14 protein-coding genes are annotated in these 19,569 nt (G+C 73.6%); 11 read left to right on the plus strand and 3 right to left on the minus strand.

The genetic code is table 11. The features are described from left to right. Nucleotides 1-364 precede the first annotated feature (364 nt). The 7 genes from E1165_RS15525 (at nt 365) to E1165_RS15555 (ending at nt 7,711) form a co-directional block, all read left to right on the plus strand. The gene (locus E1165_RS15525; RefSeq protein ID WP_132392052.1) at nt 365-1,135 is read left to right on the plus strand and encodes a redox-sensing transcriptional repressor Rex; all 771 of its coding nucleotides are present in this window, start codon (nt 365-367) and stop codon (nt 1,133-1,135) included. Then, nucleotides 1,132-2,472 carry a glutamyl-tRNA reductase gene (locus E1165_RS15530; protein WP_132392054.1) on the plus strand — a complete coding sequence of 447 codons (1,341 nt, stop codon included), beginning with the start codon at nt 1,132-1,134 and terminating at the stop codon, nt 2,470-2,472. The genes E1165_RS15525 and E1165_RS15530 overlap by 4 nt, the downstream gene beginning before the upstream one ends. After that, nucleotides 2,469-3,437 (plus strand): hydroxymethylbilane synthase, encoded by a 969-nt coding sequence (gene hemC / locus E1165_RS15535; RefSeq protein WP_132392056.1) that lies wholly within the window; start codon nt 2,469-2,471, stop codon nt 3,435-3,437. The genes E1165_RS15530 and hemC overlap by 4 nt, the downstream gene beginning before the upstream one ends. Continuing rightward, nucleotides 3,434-5,014 (plus strand): uroporphyrinogen-III synthase, encoded by a 1,581-nt coding sequence (locus E1165_RS15540; protein WP_132392058.1) that lies wholly within the window; start codon nt 3,434-3,436, stop codon nt 5,012-5,014. Before hemC ends, E1165_RS15540 begins: the two co-directional genes overlap by 4 nt. Nucleotides 5,015-5,034: 20 nt before the next feature. Next, a complete protein-coding gene (hemB, locus tag E1165_RS15545; RefSeq protein WP_132392060.1) occupies nt 5,035-6,018 on the plus strand; it encodes a porphobilinogen synthase in 984 nt (327 codons plus the stop codon). A gap of 406 nt (nt 6,019-6,424) precedes the next feature. Then, the gene (locus E1165_RS15550) at nt 6,425-7,048 is read left to right on the plus strand and encodes an exonuclease (RefSeq protein WP_207916904.1); all 624 of its coding nucleotides are present in this window, start codon (nt 6,425-6,427) and stop codon (nt 7,046-7,048) included. 108 nt (nt 7,049-7,156) lie between these two features. Continuing rightward, nucleotides 7,157-7,711, plus strand: a complete 555-nt coding sequence (locus E1165_RS15555; protein WP_132263941.1) for a helix-turn-helix domain-containing protein — start codon at nt 7,157-7,159, stop codon at nt 7,709-7,711. Between the two features lie 56 nt (nt 7,712-7,767). Here E1165_RS15555 and E1165_RS15560 read toward each other — a convergent pair whose 3' ends face one another. From E1165_RS15560 to E1165_RS15570, 3 genes are all read right to left on the minus strand, one after another. Beyond that, entirely contained in the window at nt 7,768-11,040 is a 3,273-nt protein-coding gene (locus E1165_RS15560; RefSeq protein WP_132392062.1) for a lamin tail domain-containing protein, read from the minus strand. A gap of 100 nt (nt 11,041-11,140) precedes the next feature. Next, nucleotides 11,141-12,157, minus strand: a complete 1,017-nt coding sequence (locus E1165_RS15565) for a GNAT family N-acetyltransferase (protein WP_132392082.1) — start codon at nt 12,155-12,157, stop codon at nt 11,141-11,143. 72 nt (nt 12,158-12,229) lie between these two features. Next, nucleotides 12,230-13,579 (minus strand): lytic transglycosylase domain-containing protein, encoded by a 1,350-nt coding sequence (locus E1165_RS15570; protein WP_371687347.1) that lies wholly within the window; start codon nt 13,577-13,579, stop codon nt 12,230-12,232. A gap of 38 nt (nt 13,580-13,617) precedes the next feature. On the opposite strand from E1165_RS15570, the gene E1165_RS15575 reads away from it, so the two are divergent. The 4 genes from E1165_RS15575 (at nt 13,618) to E1165_RS15590 (ending at nt 19,544) form a co-directional block, all read left to right on the plus strand. Beyond that, complete coding sequence (locus E1165_RS15575) at nt 13,618-13,842, plus strand: zinc ribbon domain-containing protein (RefSeq protein ID WP_132392066.1); 225 nt, start codon at nt 13,618-13,620, stop codon at nt 13,840-13,842. Between the two features lie 145 nt (nt 13,843-13,987). Beyond that, entirely contained in the window at nt 13,988-16,816 is a 2,829-nt protein-coding gene (locus tag E1165_RS15580) for an adenylate/guanylate cyclase domain-containing protein (RefSeq protein ID WP_132392068.1), read from the plus strand. A 142-nt stretch (nt 16,817-16,958) separates the two neighbouring features. Next, entirely contained in the window at nt 16,959-18,458 is a 1,500-nt protein-coding gene (locus tag E1165_RS15585) for an amino acid permease (protein ID WP_132392070.1), read from the plus strand. An 84-nt stretch (nt 18,459-18,542) separates the two neighbouring features. Continuing rightward, nucleotides 18,543-19,544, plus strand: coding sequence for a LacI family DNA-binding transcriptional regulator (locus tag E1165_RS15590; RefSeq protein ID WP_132392072.1), 1,002 nt, complete (start codon nt 18,543-18,545; stop codon nt 19,542-19,544). Nucleotides 19,545-19,569: the final 25 nt, after the last annotated feature.

Raw genomic sequence — 19,569 nt, forward strand, 5'->3', positions numbered from 1 at the left:
CGCCGGCCGGCGGTGGTCAGGAGGTCTGCCCGGGAGTATGCCGGTTTCCGCGCCCGAGCGCCCTGGTCGGCGGGGTCGGGTTGGGGGAGGGGCCGGGACGGACAGGCGCGTGATTGGTCAGAGAAGTCGGGATTGAGCAATAATCGCGCGGCGGTGTCGGTGGCGGGGCCGGTATCGATCTTGCGGAATGGAGGGGCTGGTGAGCGCGCGTCGCCGGGGCCCAAGATCGCGATTTGTGCAGCTCTTCACAAGCGCCTACCCTGTAGTTCCGACGCGCCCTGCTAGCACAGCCGGCAACCTCGGTCGCCAGCGGGAGTCCCGAAACGGTCGGTCATCGGCCGAGGATCGCACCGCACGGAGTCTCATGAGTCAGCACCGTCACCCTGGCGCGCCCGGCCGCGCCGGTGCCGTACCGGCGCTCCCGGACCTCCCGGAGGCGACCGTCGCGCGGCTCCCCGAGTACCTCCGTGCCCTGCACGGCCTCGCCGAAACCGGTCACGAGACCGTCTCCAGCGAGGAACTGGCCAGCGCCGCCGGCGTCAACTCGGCCAAGCTCCGCAAGGACCTCTCCCAACTGGGGTCGTACGGCACCCGCGGCGTCGGCTACGACGTCGCGCTCCTGATCGACCAGATCGAGTACGTGCTCGGCCTCACCCAACGGCGGGCCGTCGCCCTGGTCGGCGTGGGTAATCTCGGTCACGCCCTGGCCGGTTACGACGGCTTCGCCAGCCGGGGTTTCCGGATCGCCGCACTCCTCGACGCGGACCCGAGCCGGGTCGGCGAGGTGATCAACGGGCTGGTCGTGCGGCACGTCGACGACCTGCCCGAGGTGGCGGCCGAGGAGTCGATCTCGATCGGGGTCATCGCCACCCCCGCCGGCGCGGCGCAGGCGGTGGCCGACCGGCTCGTCGCTGTCGGTGTCACGAGCATCCTCAACTTCGCCCCGTGCGTACTCTCGGTTCCGGAGGGGGTCGACGTGCGCAAGGTGGACCTCGCCATCGAGCTGCAGATCCTGTCCTTCCACGAGCACCGCAAGGCATCACTGACCAGGCTCCCCACCACCGGCGGGTCCGCCCTCACCGCACTGCCCGGCGGGCTCGGGGCCACCGACACCCAGGAGGCGATCGGCACGTGAAACTGCTCGTCGTCGGCGCGTCCTACCGCACCGCTCCGGTCGCCACCCTGGAGCGGTTGGCGGTGGCCCCCGCCGATCTCACCCGCACCCTGGACCGGCTGGTCGCCCAGCCGTACGTCACCGAGGCGGTGCTGATCTCCACCTGCAACCGGGTCGAGGTCTACGCCGCCGTGTCCGGCTTCCACGGCGGTCTGGGCGACATCTGCGCCGTGCTGGCCGAGCAGGCCGGATCGTCGCCGGCGGCGCTCGCCAACCACCTGTACGTGCACTACGACGCCGCCGCGGTCGACCACGTCTTCCGGGTCGCCGCCGGGCTGGACTCGATGGTGGTCGGCGAGGCGCAGATCCTCGGCCAGCTGCGCGACGCGTACCACTGGGCGACCGGGGCCGACTCCGCCGGCCGCCTGCTGCACGAGTTGATGCAGCAGGCGCTGCGGGTGGGCAAGCGGGCCCACGCCGAGACCAACATCGACAAGGCCGGGCAGAGCGTGGTGACCGCCGCGTTGGACATGGCCGCCGGTCACTTCGACGGTGACCTCGCCGGCCGGCCGGCCATGGTGGTCGGCGCGGGCGCGATGGGCGCGCTGGGCGTCGCGACGCTGTCCCGGCGGGGCGCCGGCCCGCTCACCGTCACCAACCGGGGCGCCGACCGGGCGGTACGCCTGGCCGAGTCGTACGGGGCGAACGCCGTCCCGATGACCGAGCTCGTCCACGCTCTCTCCACAGTGGACATCGTAGTGGCCGCCACCGCGGCCACCGAACCGGTCCTCACCCTCGACGTGGTGACCCGGGCGCTGGCCCGGCGCGACGCCGACCGGGGTCCGTTGGTCCTGCTTGACCTGGCCGTGCCGCGCGACGTCGCGCCGGGCGTGGCCGAACTGCCCGGCGTCGAGGTGATCGACATCGACCGGATGGCCGCCCTGCTCGCCGACGGGCCGGCCGCCGCCGACGCCGCCGAGGTCACCCGGATCGTCACGACCGAGGTCGAGGCCTTCCTGAGCTGGCTGCGCGGCGCCGACGTCGCGCCCACCGTGGCCGCGCTGCGCGGCCGGGCCGACGACGTGGTCACCACCGAGCTGCGCCGGCTCGCCCAGCGCCGCCCGGAACTCACCGACGACCAGCGCGCCGAGGTGGCCAGGACGGTGCACCGGGTCGTGCAGCGGCTGCTGCACCAGCCCACCGTGCGGGTACGCCAGTTGGCCGCCGAGCCCGGCGGCGACCAGTACGCCGCGTTGCTGCGTGAACTGTTCGACCTGGAGGTGCCGCACACCTCCCCGGTGGACACCGTGCCCGACGTGGTCGACACCGACACCACGTACCCCGGAGGTGAGCGATGACCGGCCCCCTGCGCCTCGGCACCCGGGGCAGCGCCCTGGCGCTGGCCCAGTCCGGCCACGTCGCCGAGGCCCTGACCGAGGCCACCGGCCGCGAGGTCGAACTGGTCGAGATCGTCACCGCCGGCGACCGCTCCTCGGCGCCCGTGCACCGGCTCGGCGTCGGCGTCTTCGTCTCCGCGCTGCGCGACGCGCTGACCGCCGGCACCATCGACTTCGCGGTGCACTCCTACAAGGACCTGCCCACCGCCGCCGCGGCCGGGCTGCACATCGCGGCGGTGCCGCCCCGCCAGGACCCGCGCGACGCGCTGGTCGCCAAGGGCGGTCGTACCCTCGCCGAGCTGCCCCCGGGCGCGCTGGTGGGCACCGGCGCGCTGCGCCGCATCGCCCAGCTGTACGCCCTCGGCATGCAGCTGGAGGTCACCCCGATCCGGGGCAACGTGGACACCCGCCTGGGGCGGGTGCTCGGCCCGGAGGCCGACCTCGACGCGGTCGTCCTGGCCCGGGCCGGCCTGGCCCGGCTGGGCCGGGCCGACGTGATCACCGAGACGCTCGACCCGATGCTGATGCTGCCCGCGCCCGCCCAGGGCGCGCTGGCGGTGGAGTGCCGGGCCGACGACACCGGCCTGGTCGAGCTGCTCGCGGCGCTCGACGACCCACCGTCCCGCGCCGCGGTCGTCGCGGAGCGGGCGCTGTTGGCCACCCTGGAGGCCGGATGCTCCGCTCCGGTCGCCGCCTACGCTGAACTCGCCGAGGGCGACTCCGGCGATGAGATCTACCTGCGCGGGGCGGTGATCAGCCCGGACGGCACCCGTGACCTCCGGCTGTCCCGCACCGGTACGCCCGCCGACGCGGCGGAGATCGGCAAGGCACTCGCCGCCGAACTCCTCGACCTCGGCGCCGACTCGATCCTCGGCCACGACGGAAGCACCGGCCCGGGGACCCAGCACATTGGGAGCACAGAATGACCCGCACCCGTAAGCCCGTAGGCCGGATCGCGTTCGTCGGGGCGGGCCCCGGTGACCCGGGCCTGCTGACCCGCCGGGCGCACGACGCCCTGGTCGACGCCGACCAGGTCGTGTACGACCGGGGACTGCCCGAGTCGCTGCTCGACGTCGTCCGCGCCCAGGCCAAGTCCGACGCCCAGTTCACGCCCGCCGAAGGCGTGCCGGGTGACGTGGCGAAGGTGCTCATCTCCGCCGCCCGCTCCGGGCTGAACGCGGTGCACCTGGTCGCCGGCGACCCGTTCGGCCACGACTCGGTCGTCAAGGAGGTGCAGGCGGTCGCTCGTACCGCCGCGCACTTCGAGGTGGTACCGGGGGTCGGCCAGGCCGAGGGGGTGGCCACCTACGCCGGTGTGCCGCTGCCGGGCGTACGGACCGCCGCCGACGTCGAGGACGTCAGCACGCTGGACTTCGACGCGCTGGCCGCCGCGGTCGGCCGGGGTTCGCTGGCCCTCGCGGTGGACGCGGGCGACCTCGCCGCGATCCGGGACGGCCTGCTCGCCGCCGGGGTGGACGGCGCCACCGGCGTCGGGGTGACCGGTGACGGCACCGGCGAGACGCAGTACACCACCACGTCGACCGTCGACTCCTTCGTCGCGGCGGCGCTCGGCTTCACCGGCCGGGTGGTGCTCACCGTCGGGGAGGGCGTCGGCCAGCGGGACAAGCTGAGCTGGTGGGAGAACCGCCCGCTGTACGGCTGGAAGGTGCTCGTTCCCCGGACCAAGGAGCAGGCCGGGGCGATGAGCGCCCGGCTGCGCGCGTACGGGGCGATCCCCTGCGAGGTGCCGACCATCGCGGTCGAGCCGCCGCGTACCCCGGCGCAGATGGAGCGGGCAGTCAAGGGTCTGGTCGACGGCCGGTACGCCTGGGTCGTCTTCACCTCGGTGAACGCCGTCCGCGCGGTATGGGAGAAGTTCGCCGAGCACGGCCTGGACGCCCGGCACTTCGGTGGCGTCAAGATCGCCTGCATCGGTGAGGCGACCGCCGACGCGGTCCGTGCCTTCGGTATCCAGCCGGAACTGGTCCCGTCGGGCGAGCAGTCCTCCGAGGGCCTGCTGGCCGAGTTCTCCCCGCACGACGAGATCCTCGACCCCGTCGGCCGGGTGCTGCTGCCGCGCGCCGACATCGCCACCGAGACCCTCGCCGCCGGGCTCACCGAGCGTGGCTGGGAGGTCGACGACGTGACCGCGTACCGGACGGTGCGGGCCGCGCCGCCGCCCGCCGAGATCCGGGACGCCATCAAGTCGGGCGGCTTCGACGCGGTGCTCTTCACGTCCTCCTCCACCGTGCGGAATCTGGTCGGCATCGCCGGGAAGCCGCACGCCCGTACCGTTGTTGCAGTCATCGGGCCCAAGACGGCGGAGACCGCGACCGAGTTCGGCCTGCGGGTCGACGTGCAGCCTGCGCACGCCTCGGTGCCCGACCTGGTGGAGGCGCTCGCCGCCTACGCCGTCGAGCTGCGCGAGAAGCTCGCCGCCATGCCGGCGAAGCAGCGCCGGGGCTCGAAGGTGCAGGGGCCGACCGCCCTCCGCTTCCGCTGAACGTTTCCAGGAGGCCCCTCATGCCGTACCCCGAGATCCGGCCCCGCCGGTTGCGTCGTAACGCGGCCGTGCGGCGGCTGGTCTCCGAGACCCGCGTCGACCCGGCCGAGTTGGTCGTGCCGATGTTCGTCAAGGAGGGGCTGGCCGAGCCGCGGGCCATCGCGTCGCTTCCGGGCGTGCTCCAGCACTCCCGTGACTCGCTGCGCAAGGCCGCCGTGGAGGCGGTCCAGGCCGGGGTGGGCGGCATCATGCTCTTCGGGGTGCCGGCGTCCCGGGACGAGCGCGGCTCCGGCGGCATCGACCCGAACGGCATCCTCAACGTCGCCATCCGCGACGTCGTCGCCGAGGTGGGCGACGCCACGGTGGTGATGAGTGACCTCTGCCTCGACGAGTTCACCTCGCACGGGCACTGCGGCGTGCTCACCCCGGACGGCACGGTCGACAACGACGCCACGCTGGCCGCGTACGCGGAGATGGCGGTGGCCCAGGCCGCCGCCGGGGTCGACGTGGTCGGGCCGTCCGGGATGATGGACGGCCAGGTCGGCGTGGTACGCCGGGCGCTGGACGCCGCCGGCCACTCCGACGTGGCGGTGCTGGCGTACGCGGTCAAGTACGCCTCGGCGTTCTACGGCCCGTTCCGCGACGCGATCGAATCGGCGCTGGAGGGGGACCGGCGCACCTACCAGCAGGACCCGGCGAACCTGCGCGAGTCGCTGCGTGAGGTGGCGCTGGACGTCGCCGAGGGCGCCGACATGGTGATGGTCAAGCCGGCGCTGCCCTACCTCGACGTGGTGTCGGCGGTCCGGGCCGCGGTGGACGTCCCGGTCGCCGCCTACCAGGTCTCCGGCGAGTACGCGATGGTCGAGGCGGCCGCCGCGAACGGTTGGGTCGACCGGGAGCGGCTGATGCTGGAGACGCTGACGTCGATCCGTCGCGCCGGCGCGCAGATCATCCTCACCTACTGGGCCGTCGAGGCCGCCCAGTTGCTCCGCCAGCGCTACTGAGCCGGGGTCGGCGCGGTCGACCGTGCGTGGTTCCCAGTATCACCCTCCGTGTTCTTTGCTCTGCTGCTGGTGGACCCCATGCGGACGCTTTGCTCTGCTGCCATGGACGCGACAGCCACGCTGAGTGCGCGGTGCGTATGTGGTAGCAGAGCAAAGCGTCCGAGTGGCGTGACCGACCTTCGTTGAGGGTTCGGCACTATGGCTGCTCACGGCCGGCTTGGCTCGGCCGGTGAACGGCGGCCCGTCAGGGGAACCCGTTGGGGTTCACCGAGGGTTACATTTTGGCGAATGCCGGCAATGGTCACGCAGAGTTGCGGATTTGGGTTCGGGATCCGGGTTGGTCAATGCGTCGAGGGTTGCCGTGGCACACTTCTTGCCGGCCTGAAGCTACCGGAGGAGGTCTGCTTTGACCGGAATGACCGACAGTCAGGACCACTGGATCTACGTTGTCACGGACATCGAGGTCGATGGTCCGTGGCCGGGCCCCAACTCGATGAGATCGTTCGCTTCCGTTGCCGTAACCGGCGACGGCGAGGAACTGGCCCGTTTCGAAGCCGTCCTCGAACCGCTCCCGGGTGCGGCCCCGAACCCCGACACGTACGCGTGGTTCCAGACCCACCCCGAGGCGTGGGCCGCCGCGACCACCGATCCGCAGCCCGTCCACGAGGTCATGGCGCGGTTCGTCGGATGGGTGCGCGACCTGCCAGGCCCTCGTATGTTCGCCGCCTCGCCGATCGCCTTCGACGGTGCCTGGATCGACTACTACCTTCGACGCTTCACCCGCTACGGCCTGGTCCCGGGCCCCTACGAGAAGGACCGCCTCTTCGACGGCCCCGGCCTGTGCCTGAAAAGCTACGCCGCAGCGGTCACCGGCCGTCCGGTCGCCGACGTGTCGTCCCGCACCCTGCCCGCCGAATGGCTGGGCAACATTCCGCACACGCACCGCGCAATCGATGACGCGCGCGGCTACGCGCACCTGCTCGGCGTGCTGTTCCGGCGGGCTCGGACGCTCCGGGAGCCGGCCGGCTGAGCGGAGCCGAGGCCAGACGCCCTCCGGGTTTTCCACAGCGGACGTCGTTGTCCACAGGACGCGTCGCCGGGGTGGCGGAACGGCCCGACGGAACGCGACGGTGGGGCCATGACCGAACCGATCCGCTCCGCCGACGAACCACCCGACGAGCCGGACAACTTGGCACCCGACCCGCCGGTCGCTGGCCCGGTCGACGCCGAGATCGTCTGGCCGGTCGCCGGCATCGTCCGCGCCGTCCGCCGACGAGCCGACCGCAGCCAGCGGGAGCTCGCCCGCGCCGCCGGGCTGCACCATGGGACGGTCGGTCGGATCGAGGCGGGTGAGCTGCTGCCCAGTCTGGCCGTGCTGCACCGGATCCTCGCCGTCGGCGGGTTCCACCTGGCGGTCGTCGACCGGTGCGGTCGGGTACTCCAGCCGATGCGGGACCGCGACGACATCCGTGACGGCGCCGAGCGGCGCTACCCGGCGCACCTGGACACCATCCTCGACCCGAAGCCGGGCGAGTGGTGGGCCGACATCTACGGGCTGGCCCGACCGCCGGAGACGTTCTACCGCAACCGTGCCGTCCGGGACGAGATGCGGCGGCGCAGCCAGTGGGAGGTGCGGGTGGCGAAGTACCGGAACGTGCCGCCCCCGCCCCGCAGCCCGCGTTCCTACTGGTGACGGCCCGCCGGTCAGGGTCACCCTGGCCGGCGGGCCGTCGTCGTACCGGTCGAGACTCAGTCGTCGTTGCTGATGGTGCCGGTCGCCAGTGGGTCGGCGTACCGCAGGTGCAACGGACCGGCGACCGCGACGGCCATCGTCTCGTCCGCCTCGGCCCGCCGGTCACCCCGGACGGTGACCGGGAAGGCCAGCGAGCTCTGCCCGGCGGGCAGCACCCGACATCCAACGTACGGGGTGAAGTCCGACCAAGGCAGCGCGCTCAGGCCGACGGTGGCGGCGCAGAGCGTCGTCGGCTGGGACAGCGGCCGGGAGACGGTCACCTGGAACGTCAGCGTGCGGTCGCCCTTGTCGCCCTCCACCACCGACGCGTCGGCGACCCGCAGCGACGGCTGTGCGCGGAACCGGGCGACCGACGGGTCGTGGTCGCTGGCACCGCGCGATCCGTCACCGGTGTGCTCCGCCGGCCAGTCGGCGTTGACGTGCGCCGTGCGCACCTGCACCAGGTCGTCGTGGAGGGTGTCGTTGACGAAGATGCTGTCCAGCGTCTGCGCCGAGCCCTGGAAGCTGTACGAGTACGCCGCCGACGGCACGTCCGCCACCAGGCTGTCCCAGAGGTTGTGCAGGCCCGCCCGGTAGAGCGGGGCCAACTGGTCCGAGGGGGTCGGGTTCGCGCCGGTGGCGATCGGGTCGTCCGGGCGGGGAAAGACGTTCAGGTCCCCGCCGTACACCACCCGGGCGTGCGGGTCCGACTCCTCGACGGCGGTGACGATCGCGGCCCCGTACGCGGCCTGCTCGGTGCGTTGCCCGACCCGGCTGTCCGGCCCGGAGGAGTAGTGGTTGCTCAGCGCGTACAGCACGAAGGACTCCGCCGATCCCGGCGCCGCCCGCACCACGAACCTGCCCAACTGCGGGGCACGGGTGTAGACGTTGGTCCCGTCCCGGCCGGTCGACGTGTCGGTATCGGCCGGCAGTTGCGCGTTGAGCGCCTTCGGGTTCTGCACGTCCGCGTTGGACGGCAGCCCCGCCGCGCGGTACCGCACCGACGGGGCGGTACCGAACAGCGGGTCGGCGGCGGTCACCGGGGCCAGCGACAGCCGGTCCGTCCGGTAGAGGAACGCCGACGTGATCCCCCGGGCGTCCGCGCCCGTCCGGTCGTACGCGGCGGCGTACGCCGGGCCACCGCCGGCGGCCACGGTCAGCGCCAACTCCTGCAGGGTGTCCGGGGCTCCGTCGGCGTCGTTGCGGTCACCGCAGACCAGCCGATTGCCGGAGACCGCGCAGATGTCCTGGTCCTCGGCCTCCTGCACCAGGATCAGGTCCGGGGCGTGCAGGTCGTTGCGGATCTGGTCGGCGAGCGCCGCCAGGTGCTGGTGGTAGTCCTCCTCGCTGGCCGGCACGTAGTCGAACGGCGGGCTCACCCCGGTGCAGCCCGCGTTGCCGGCGAAGTCGCAGCCGTCGAACGGGTCGTCCCGGTGGTCGTAGAGGTTCTCCACGTTGTAGGTCGCCACGGCCACCTCGCGGTGCCGGTCGGCCGGCTTCGGCGGGCTGTTCCGCGACGGGTCGACGCCGGCGGTCAGAGAAACCGCCTCCGGCTGCACACTGAACTTGTTGAAGCCGTAGGAGACCGCCCCGTACCCGTCGGCGGCGACCGTGTCGAAGGCGCGGGCCGGCGGGAGCAGCGCCGTCGAGTCCCCGGCGGTGGCCTTCACCCCGCCGCCGCCGAGCAGGATCCGCTGGCCGTTGCCGTTGTCGAAGAGCCGCTCCGGCACGTCGTCGAGCGGGTGCGCGTCCCGGAACACCCGGCGGGCGTACGCGTCGGTCCGCTTCAGCAGCGGGTCGTCCCGATCCACCACCCAGATCTCCGAGTCGGCGGTGGAGCCGAAGACATCCCGGGGCCCGGTCACCGCACTGCCGGCGCGGACCCGCGTCCGGGCGCCCTCGTGCCGCTCCCAGAACCGGTCCGCGTCGGCCGCCTCCGCCGGCGGGACCGCGTCGGCCACCGTCACGGCGGTGTTCACGTCCAGGCCGGAGTCCAGTTTGCGCACCAGGGAGGCGCTGGAGAGCTGCGTCTGGTTGAAGTACTCCGACACCCGGCCGCGCAGCACCACCTCGTCACCGACGGTTGGCGGGTAGCCGCCGATCAGGGTGGTGAACGACCCGGTGAAGACGAAGATCCCGTCGGAGGTGAGCGGGTCGCCGTCCTCGGTGCCCCGGCGGCTCTGCAGGTAGAAACCGTGCTGGTCGGCCCCGGCGGAGGTGCGGGTGAGCGACTTCTGCGTGATCACGCCCCGCACGTCGTACAGGGCGGAGCTGGTGCCGTTGCCGCTGGCCGGGGCGAGCGGAGACCGGTCGGTGCGGCCGTTCTCGTCGTCGCCGGTACGGCCCTGCACCTCGCCCACCGACAGCAATGGGGTGGCCTGCACGGTGAAAGCGCAGGTCGCGGTGCCGCCGTCGGCGTCGGTGGCGGTCACCGTGACCGCGTACGCACCGGCGGGCAGGCCGTTGGCGGTGACGGTGGCGGTGGCCGTACCGCCGGCGGCGGTGGCCGGGGTGAACGCCGTACGGGTGATCGTGCCGGCCGTGGGCGTCGGGGTGACCGAGGTGACCGCGAGGTCGACGACGGTGTCGTCCGTGTCGGTGGCGGTGACCTGGCGGTTGGCGGTCGCGCCCGCTTCCACGGTCAGCGTGCCGCCACAGTTCAGGCTGGCCGGCTGGTCGACCGGGCCGCCGCCGGCCACCGAGTGCGTGCCCAGACCGTCGAAGGTGTCGGTCGGGAAGCCCGCCCACTGGGCGGCGGGGTCGACCGCGTCGGATGGGTCGGTGTCCCCGGCGGAAACCGACGGCAGCCGGCGCAGCGTGTTGTCGGCGGTGCTGGTGAGCCCGCTGCCCCACTCGGTGCCCGGGTCGACGCCGACCTGGCCGACCGAGTCGAGCACCGCGCCGCCCTTGCGCAGCACGATCGCGTCGTCGCCGTTGAACAGCGCGGAGGCGTAGGTCTGGTCAGCCTGGGCCAGGATCGCCGGGGCGGCCGACGAGGCGGCGAAGACGAACACGTCGCCGGGGGCGACGGTGCCGCCGAGCGCCACGGTGGTGGCCGTGGTGGCGCCGTTGAAGTACAGCTGGAGCTGGTAGCCGCCGGCCGTCAGGTCCACCGCGGCGGCGGTGCCGTTGAACAGCTCGATCGCCTTGTTGTTGGACGAGCCCTCGACGTACTCCGAGATGAACAGGTCGGTGGGCGCGGCGCTGGCCGCGACCGGTGCGACGCCGACCCCCGCGAGGGTGACGGCGGCGGCTGTGGCGAGCGCGGCGTATCTGCGGCGCGGGCGCATGGGGCCTCCACGATGGGTGGACGTGAACCCACGCACGTTAAGCGTCGCCGTTGGCCGCCGTCCATCCCCCGGGCGGCGATGTGGTGAATTGCCGTTAAGGTCAGCGGGTCGGGTCGAGGCGGTGCACCAGTTCCGCGACGTCCACGCTGTACTCGCACCACTCCCGGTCGGGGCGGTAGCCCAGCTCGGCGTTCACCTTCAGCATGGCCTCGTTGGCCTGCGCGTTCCAAGTCTGCACCTCGACCAGCTCGGGCTCGGCCGAGCGCAGCTCCAGCAGCATCCGGGCCTTGATCGCCCGGTCGATGCCGTAACCGCGGTGATCCTGCACCACGATGGTGTCGTACTGGTCGGCGCGGGTGGGGTGCTGTGCCGGCACCACCACCTCGGTCAACCCGGCCACCTCCCCGGTCTGCTCGTGCAGGGCCAGCACGATGTACGGCTTCATGCCGCGCCGGTGCAGGGTGTCCAGGCTGTCCCGCAGTCGCTGCGGATCGTACGAGCTGGGACGCAGCTCACCGTCACCGACGTCACGCACCTCGGCCTTGGCCCGGGCGTACGCCTCGATGAGCTCGTCCGGCGGCCCGCCCGGGCAGAACTCCAGGTGGTACCCGGCGCCCACCCCGCCGGCCATCTCGGTCAGCGCCGGCCAGTCCACCGAGGTCAGGTCGAGCACGCTGCGGGTCTCGACGTACTCCCGGGCGAAACCGAGCGACTCGTAGAAGGCGACGGCCGGCGTGTCACCGACCACCTCGACGCCGATCGACCGGAAACCCTCCTGGTAGACCCGGCGGGCCGCGGTCAACACCAGTTGCCGGCCCAGGCCGGTGCGGCGCACCGACGGGTGCACCAGCACCTCCAGCACGCCGATATCCCCGAGCAGCAGCACGTGCACGTGCCCCAGGATCCGGCCGGGGGTGCCGTCGGGGTCGGGACTGCCCTCGGCGACCCACGAGATCCGCCGTTCGCCCGGCATCACCTCGGAGAGGTACTCCCGCAGCGAACCCTCCCGCCAGGGCGGATCCTGCGGAAGGTCCGCCGCCAGGACCGCGTTCAGCGTCTCCAGTACAGACCCGATCTCGTCGGACGACGCGGTCCGGGGATCCCACTCGCGCACCATCACCCGTACAGCTTGCCGGCAAGAGCAGCCCGGGGGAAGTGTCCGGTCCGGCAATGTATGCGGTCGATCACGTCACGTACGGCTGGCCCGCCCGTACTCGTTGGCCTTGTCGAACACGTCCGTGGCGTAACGGCGTACGTCGTTGTAGGACAGGATGGCGCCCCACCAGTCACCCGGGACGGTCATGTTCCGGCCGCCCTTGCACAGGTACCTGCCGGCGGCCAGCGCCGCGTCGTCCAGGTCGTGCGGGTCCTTCCGGCCGTCGTTGTCGGCGTCCGCGCCGATCTCCTGCCAGGTGGTCGGGATGAACTGCATCGGCCCGATCGCCCGGTCGTAGGTGGTGTCCCGGTCGAACAGCCCCCGGTCGGTGTCCCGGATCAGGGAACGGCCGCCGTTGCCGTCGAGCGGGTCGCCGATGATCTCCGGCTCGGCCCGTCCGGTGGACTTCAGCGTGGCGCCGTTGGCCTGCCCGTGCCGGGACTCGACGTACCCGATCGCGGCGAGGGTGGTCCAGCTCAGCTGGCAGCCGCGGTTCGTCTCGGCCAGCGCCAGCTCGGCGTAGCCGTACGCCTGCATCGCCACCGGGGAGACCCCCACCTTGGCGCCGGTGACGCGCGCCCAGTCGGCGATCACGTCAGCCGGACGTGCGGTGCCGGGAATGGCCGTCGGGCCGCTCGTCGGCCCGCCACCCGGGACGGCGGTGGCGGGGAACCCGGGGGACACGGGCGGTCCGGGGACCACCGCGGCGGCGGTGGCGTCGGGCAGCGCCCCCGGTGCGGGCACCACGGCGGCGGCCGTGTCGGTCGCGTCCACGGCGACCGGCTTCGTGGACCGCACGGCCGACGGGACCACCACGGCGCCCACCGCGCCGGTGGTGGCGACCAGCGCGAAGAGGAACACCCCGGCCAGGGTCAGCCGGCCGCTGGGCCGTCGGGCCCAGGCCCGGGTGGCCTTGGCCGCGCCGGCCAACGCCTGCCGGGGCGGGGGCAGCCGGACGGCGTGCGCGAACGGCACCCGCCGCCTCCGCCCCGCACTCCTGGCCGCCTCGTCCTCGGCGGCGTCGTCTCCGGCCGTGCCGGCCTCCGCAGCGGCCGCTTCGGACCCCCCGGCCTTCGGCCCGTCGGGTTTCGGCGCGCCGGCCGTCGCGGGCTCGGCCGTCGGGGTCTCGACCGGTGCGGGCTCGGCCGGTGCGGCCTCGACCGGTGCGGCCTCGACCGGTGCGGCCTCGGCCGTCGCGGTCTCCGCCGGGCCGGCCGTCGCGGGGCGCGCCTCGTCCGGACCGGGACGGCCGGGGCGGGGTGGCGGCGCCGGGTCGGGCGCGGCGCCGGAGCTGCCGAGCGGCCCGTCGGGCGGCGTCGCCGGTCGCAGGGGTCGCACCCTCGCACTCTCCTCGCCGCTGGCCACCCGTCGAGTATCACCCATGCCCCCCGGAACGGCAGGGCCGGTCGTACGCTGAACGCATGCCCCGGTACGAGTTCCGCTGCCGCGCCTGCGGCGACACCTTCGAGGTCAACCGTCCGATGGCCCACGCCGGTGAGCCGGCGTCCTGTCCACAGGGGCACGCCGACACGGTCAAGCTCCTCTCCACCGTCGCGGTCACCGGTCGAGGTGGCGCGGGAGTCCGGTCCGCCGCCCCGGCGGCCCCGGCCGGCGGGGGTTGCTGCGGCGGCGGCTGCTGCGGCTGACCGTCGCCGCCGGCCGGGCGTCCCGTCGTGCCGCCGCCTGGTGGGACGGCGCCTTGGGGCGGACGCCGCCCAGCCGTTCTCACGATGCGTGACGGTCTGACCATAGGGCAGTATCGAACCTGACGTCAGGGCGGAGGTGCCACGCATGTCGCCACGGATTTCCCTCCCGAGCGGTTGGGTGACCTTCGTCTTCACCGACATCGAGGGGTCGACCCGGCTGGCGCAACTACTCGGCGCCGACTACCGCCCGGTGCTGCGCGAACACCGCCGACTGTTACGCGACACCCTCGCCGCGACCGACGGCGCGGAACTGCTGACCGAGGGAGACTCGTTCTTCCTCGCCTTCCCGGACGCGTCGGCGGCGCTCACCGCCTGCCTGACCGGGCAGCGGGCGCTGTCCACGCACGACTGGCCCAACCCGGACGCCACACCCCGGGTGCGGATGGGGTTGCACACCGGGTACGCCGAACCGCGTGACGGCGAGTACGCCAGCCCTGAGGTGCACCGGGCCGCCCGGGTGGCCGCCGCCGCGCACGGCGGGCAGGTGCTCTGCTCCGCGTCGACCGCCCGGCTCGCCGACCCGCTCCCGTGCGGGGCGTCCCTGCTCGACCTCGGGCTGCACCGGCTGCGCGGCTTCGACGACCGGGAGCGTCTCTTCCAGCTCGTCGCGCCCGGCCTGGAACGACAGTTCCCCCGACCGCGCACCGCCGAAGCGGCGGCCCACAACCTGCCCACCCAGGTCACCTCATTCATCGGCCGGCAGGCCGAACGGGCCGAGCTGGACCTGCTGGTCCGCCGGCACCGGCTGGTCACCGTGCTCGGCGCCGGCGGCGCCGGCAAGACCCGGCTGGCCGTGGAGCTGGCCTCCGGGCTGGTCGAGGCGTACCCGGACGGGGTGTGGTTCGTGGACATCGCCACGGTCACCGACCCGGGGCTGGTGGCGTTCGCGGTCGCCGCGGTGCTGGGGCTGCGCCCCGAACCGGGCCGCCCGATGCTCGACACCCTGGTCGAGTACGCGGCCCCGCGCCGGATGCTGGTGGTGCTGGACACCTGCGACGCCCAGCCCGCCGCCTGCGCGGAGGTGATCTCCCGACTCTTGGCCGGTGGCGCCGGGTTGCGGGCGCTGGCCACCAGCCGGGAGTCGTTCGGCCTGCCCGGCGAGGTGGTCTGGCGGATCCCGCCGCTCTCGGTGGACCCGCAGCCGGGGCGGCCCGAGAGCGACGCGCTGGCCCTGCTGCTGGACCGGACGGCGGCGGCCCGGGGCGGCCGGCCACCGGACTGGGCCGAGATCGGTGACCTGCACCGGGTGGTGCAGCGGCTGGACGGCCTGCCGTTGGCGATCGAGCTGGCCGCGGCCCGGCTCCGGGTGCTCTCCGCCGGGCAGCTCGCCGCCCGCCTCGACGACGTGCTCGGCACTCTGGACGCCGGGCGGGTCGACACTGTTCCCCCGGTGTGTCCAGGCTGGACGGGCAACCAGCGGGACACCGTCGACCTGGTCGCCGTCGCGTCCGGCAAACCGCCGCCGTCGCCGGCGCACCGGGCCGTACAGCGGTCCGCCGTCGAGCGGCACCTCACCATGCAGGCCACGGTGACCTGGTCGTACCGGACACTGGGGCCCCGCGCGTCCCGGTTGTTGCGCTGGCTGTCGGTGTTCGCCGGGCCGGTCAGCCTGCCCACGGTCGAATGGCTGCTCGACGACGACCCGATCGACCCGCTCTCGGTGCTGGTGGACAAGTCGATGGTGCTGGCCGAGCCGCACGCCACGGGCAGCACCTACCGGATGCTCGACCCGATCCGCGCGTACGCGGCCCGCCGGCTGGCCGAGGCGGGTGAGGAGCAGGCCGCCCGGGACCGGCACGTGGCGTGGTCGGCGCACGCGCTGGAGCAGGCCCACCTCGGGCCCGACGGCCGCCCGGTCACCCTCTCCCTGTACGCGCTGGACCCGCTGGCCGGGGAGCTGCGTGCGGCGCTGCGCTGGTGCGCCACCGGTGGCAGCGCCCGGGCGGGGCTGCGGCTGGCCGGCGGCCTGGACCAGTGGTGGCGGGAGCGGGGCCTGTCCCGGGAGGCCCGGCTCTGGCTGTTCCGGCTCTACGGGCGGATCGCGGAGACCGGCGAGTCGATCCCGGAGGCGGAGCTGGCGGCGGCGTACCACCTGCACTCACTGCACGCCGGCGCGGACGGGGAGTTCGCCGAGGAACTGCGCTACTCGCAGCGGGCGGAGGCGGCGGCCCGGCAGGCCGGCGACGCCGGCCTGCTCGCCCGGGTGCTGGCGGGGCGGGCCGCCCCGCTGATCGACATGGGTCAGTTCACGGAGGCGGAGCGGGTCTGCCGGGAGGTCATCGACTGGGCGAGGGAGCAGGAGGTGGCCGGCGACGCCCTCTTCGCCGTCTACAACCTGGCCGAGCTGCTGTGGCGGCGGGGCGCGTTGGACGAGGCGGCCGAGCTGCTCGGCGCGGCCCGACCGGTGGAGGCGGCCCGGGCGGTGGAACGGGGCCGCCGGTCGGTGGACATGCTGCTGGGCATGGTCGCGCTGACCCGGGGCGACCGGGTCGCGGCGCACGAGCACCTGCTGGTGGCGCTCCGCTCGCGGATGAGCCACGGCTACCACGGGCGGGCCTGCGACACGGTCAGCGCGGTGGCCGTGCGATGCGCCGCCGACGATCCGCTCACCGCGGCCCGGCTCTTCGGCGCCGCCCAGGCGACCCGGGCGCGGCTGCGTGCCTCGCCCGGCATCTACGGCCCCTACTGGACCGACGAGCAGGCGAAGCTGCGCCGCAGGCTGGGCGACGCGGCGTTCGACGCCGCGTACGGCGAGGGCGGAATGTTGGCGCTGGAGGAGGCGGCGGCGGTGGCCTTCGCGGTGGAGCACCCCGACCTCCGCAGCGACTCGGTGCGTTTCGGCGCCACCGGGTCGGTGACGCCGCGCCACCCCGAACCCACCCGGTGGGAGCTGGGCCGCTGCGAGTGGGCCTGAGCCACCGGCACCCCCACGACGGCCCGGCGACGAGGAGCGCGGCAAGGCGTCCCTGAGGTGGTGATTGACGGGGGCCTGCGTTGGGTAGCTACGCCGGCACCGGCCGCCAGCATGGTGGTCATGTGGTGGGAGGTGACGCGTGGTGTCCGTGCTGCGTACTAAACCAATCAAGGACGTGATGGCCCAGAGCCGAGCAGACGGCGGCGACGGCGGGCCCGGCCTGCGGCGTCACCTCCGGGCCCGGGATCTCACCGGCTTCGGCATCGGCATCGTGATCGGCACCGGCATCTTCACGCTCACCGGCATCGAGGCCCGGGACAGCGCCGGGCCCGGCGTGGTGATCTCGTTCGCCGTCGCCGGTGTGGTCGCCCTGCTCGCCGCCCTCTGCTACGCCGAGTTGGCCTCCAGCGTGCCGGCCGCCGGCAGCGCCTACACCTACGCGTACGCCACCATGGGCGAGATCGTCGCCTGGATCATCGGCTGGGACCTGTTGTTGGAGTTCGCGCTCGGCGCGGCGGTGGTGGCCCGCGGCTGGTCCGGCTACCTCGCCGAACTCCTCGGGTTGCCCACCATCTGGTTCGGTGAGGAGGGCAGCGTCGTCAACCTCGGCGCGATCGGCATCGTGCTGCTGCTCGGCGCGGTCGCCATCGTCGGCATCCGCGAGTCCGCCCGGGTGACCAACCTGCTGGTGCTGGTCAAGGTCGGCATCTGCGTCTTCATCGTGGCCGCCGGCCTGTTCTTCGTGAAGGCCGCCAACCTCACCCCGTTCATCCCGCCGGCCGAGCCGGCCGGCCCCGGCGAGGGCGGCATCAAGCAGCCGGTCACCCAGGCCCTCTTCGGACTGGAACCCTCGGTCTTCGGTTTCGTCGGCGTGCTCAGCGCCGCCGCCGTGGTCTTCTTCGCCTACACCGGCTTCGAGGCGGTGGCCAACCTCGGCGAGGAGACCAGGCGTCCCCGTCGGGATCTCACCCTGGGCCTGCTCGGCACGCTGCTGATCTCGACCGTGCTGTACATCGGCGTCTCGCTGGTCATGGTCGGCATGGTGCCGTACACCGAGATCGACCGGGGCGCGCCCATCGCGGCGGCCTTCGACGCGGTCGGCGCGGGCTGGGCCGGGGTCCTGGTCTCCATCGCCGCCGTCGCCGGCCTGACCAGCGTCATCCTGGTCGACCTGGTGGCCATGGGCCGGATCGGCTTCGCCATCTCCCGAGACGGCCTGATCCCGCCGGCGGTCGCCGCGATCCACCCGCGCTGGGGCACCCCGTACCGGATCTCCGCCGTGATGACCGTGGCGGTCGCCCTGCTCGCCGGCTTCCTTCCGCTGTCGGCCCTGGCCGACCTGGTCAGCATCGGCGCGCTCTGCGCCTTCGTGATCGTGTCGATCGCGGTGCCGATCCTGCGCCGCAGTCGCCCGGAACTCGACCGGCCGTTCCGGGTGCCGTTCTCCCCGGTGCTGCCGATCGTCTCCGCGCTGGCCTGCCTGTACCTGATGCTCAACCTGTCGGTGGAGACCTGGCTGCGGTTCGGTGCCTGGATGCTGCTCGGCTTGTTGATCTACTTCGGCTACGGCTACCGCCGCAATCGGCTGGCCAGCCGCGACGCCACCGCTGCCGAACCCCGTCGGCCGTCCCGCATCGGCTGACCACCCGCCGAGCGGCACCGATGTACACGTCCCAGCCCGCGGCGCTAGAGTCCGCACCACCGCGACCGGTGGGAGGGGCGACCCGTGCGACACAGGTTGAAGGACGTGGCCGAGCGGGCCGGGGTGTCGGTCAAAACCGTGTCGAACGTGGTCAACGGCCACCTGCACGTGCGGCCCGAGACCCGGGCCCGGGTCGAGGCGGCGGTCGCCGAACTGAACTACCGCCCCAACCTCTCCGCCCGCAACCTGCGCAAGGGGCGGACCGGGGTGATCGCCCTGGCCGTGCCCGAACTCGACCTGCCGTACTTCGCCGAGCTGGCCCGGCACGTGGTCGTCGCCGCCGCCCAGCGGGACTGGAGGGTGCTGGTCGACCAGACCGGCGGTGACCCGGCGCGGGAACGGGTGGCCGCCGCCGGGATCGGCGACCACATGATCGACGGGATCATCTTCAGCCCGCGGGCACTCGGCGCCGACGACCTCGCCGGCCTCGACGGCACTCCGCTGGTGCTGCTCGGGGAACGCATCGACCAGGCACCCGCCGACCACGTCGGTATCGACAGCGTGACCGCCGCCCGCCAGGTCACCGCCCACCTCGCCGGGCTCGGCCGCCGCCGGATCGCCGCGATCGGCGCGTCGCGTACCCCGGCGGGGGCGGGGGCGCGGCTGCGCCTGGCCGGATACACCGCCGCGCTCGCCGACGCCGGCATCGGGTACGACGAGCGCCTGGTCGTGGCCACGCCGGCCTGGCGCCGCGCCGACGGCGCCGCCGCCGTGCGACGCCTGCTCACCGCCGGGGTACGCCCCGACGCCCTCTTCTGTTTCACCGACACCCTGGCCCTCGGCGCGCTGCGGGCCCTGCACCTGGCGGGTCTGCGGGTGCCCGCAGACGTGGCGGTGGCGGGCTTCGACGACATCGAGGACGGCCGGTTCAGCACCCCCACCCTGACCACGGTGACGCCGGACAAGGAGCGCATCGCCCAGCTGGCGGTGGACCTGCTGGCCGCCCGCGTCGACGGCGACCGCGGCAGCCCACCCCGTGACCTACTGGCCCCGCACCACCTCACCGCCCGCGAATCCACCTCCTGACCGACGAGGTGGTCAGTCGAAGAAG

Source organism: Micromonospora sp. KC723 (assembly GCF_004348595.1).
Lineage (GTDB): Bacteria > Actinomycetota > Actinomycetes > Mycobacteriales > Micromonosporaceae > Micromonospora.

Bases quoted from the DNA above. Each gene is read 5' to 3' on its own strand.
- E1165_RS15525 (WP_132392052.1), top strand. From the start codon at position 365: ATGAGTCAGCACCGTCACCCTGGCGCGCCCGGCCGCGCCGGTGCCGTA.
- hemC (WP_132392056.1), top strand. From the start codon at position 2,469: ATGACCGGCCCCCTGCGCCTCGGCACCCGGGGCAGCGCCCTGGCGCTG.
- E1165_RS15540 (WP_132392058.1), top strand. From the start codon at position 3,434: ATGACCCGCACCCGTAAGCCCGTAGGCCGGATCGCGTTCGTCGGGGCG.
- hemB (WP_132392060.1), top strand. From the start codon at position 5,035: ATGCCGTACCCCGAGATCCGGCCCCGCCGGTTGCGTCGTAACGCGGCC.
- E1165_RS15555 (WP_132263941.1), top strand. From the start codon at position 7,157: ATGACCGAACCGATCCGCTCCGCCGACGAACCACCCGACGAGCCGGAC.
- E1165_RS15560 (WP_132392062.1), bottom strand. From the start codon at position 11,040: ATGCGCCCGCGCCGCAGATACGCCGCGCTCGCCACAGCCGCCGCCGTC.
- E1165_RS15565 (WP_132392082.1), bottom strand. From the start codon at position 12,157: ATGGTGCGCGAGTGGGATCCCCGGACCGCGTCGTCCGACGAGATCGGG.
- E1165_RS15570 (WP_371687347.1), bottom strand. From the start codon at position 13,579: ATGGGTGATACTCGACGGGTGGCCAGCGGCGAGGAGAGTGCGAGGGTG.
- E1165_RS15575 (WP_132392066.1), top strand. From the start codon at position 13,618: ATGCCCCGGTACGAGTTCCGCTGCCGCGCCTGCGGCGACACCTTCGAG.
- E1165_RS15580 (WP_132392068.1), top strand. From the start codon at position 13,988: ATGTCGCCACGGATTTCCCTCCCGAGCGGTTGGGTGACCTTCGTCTTC.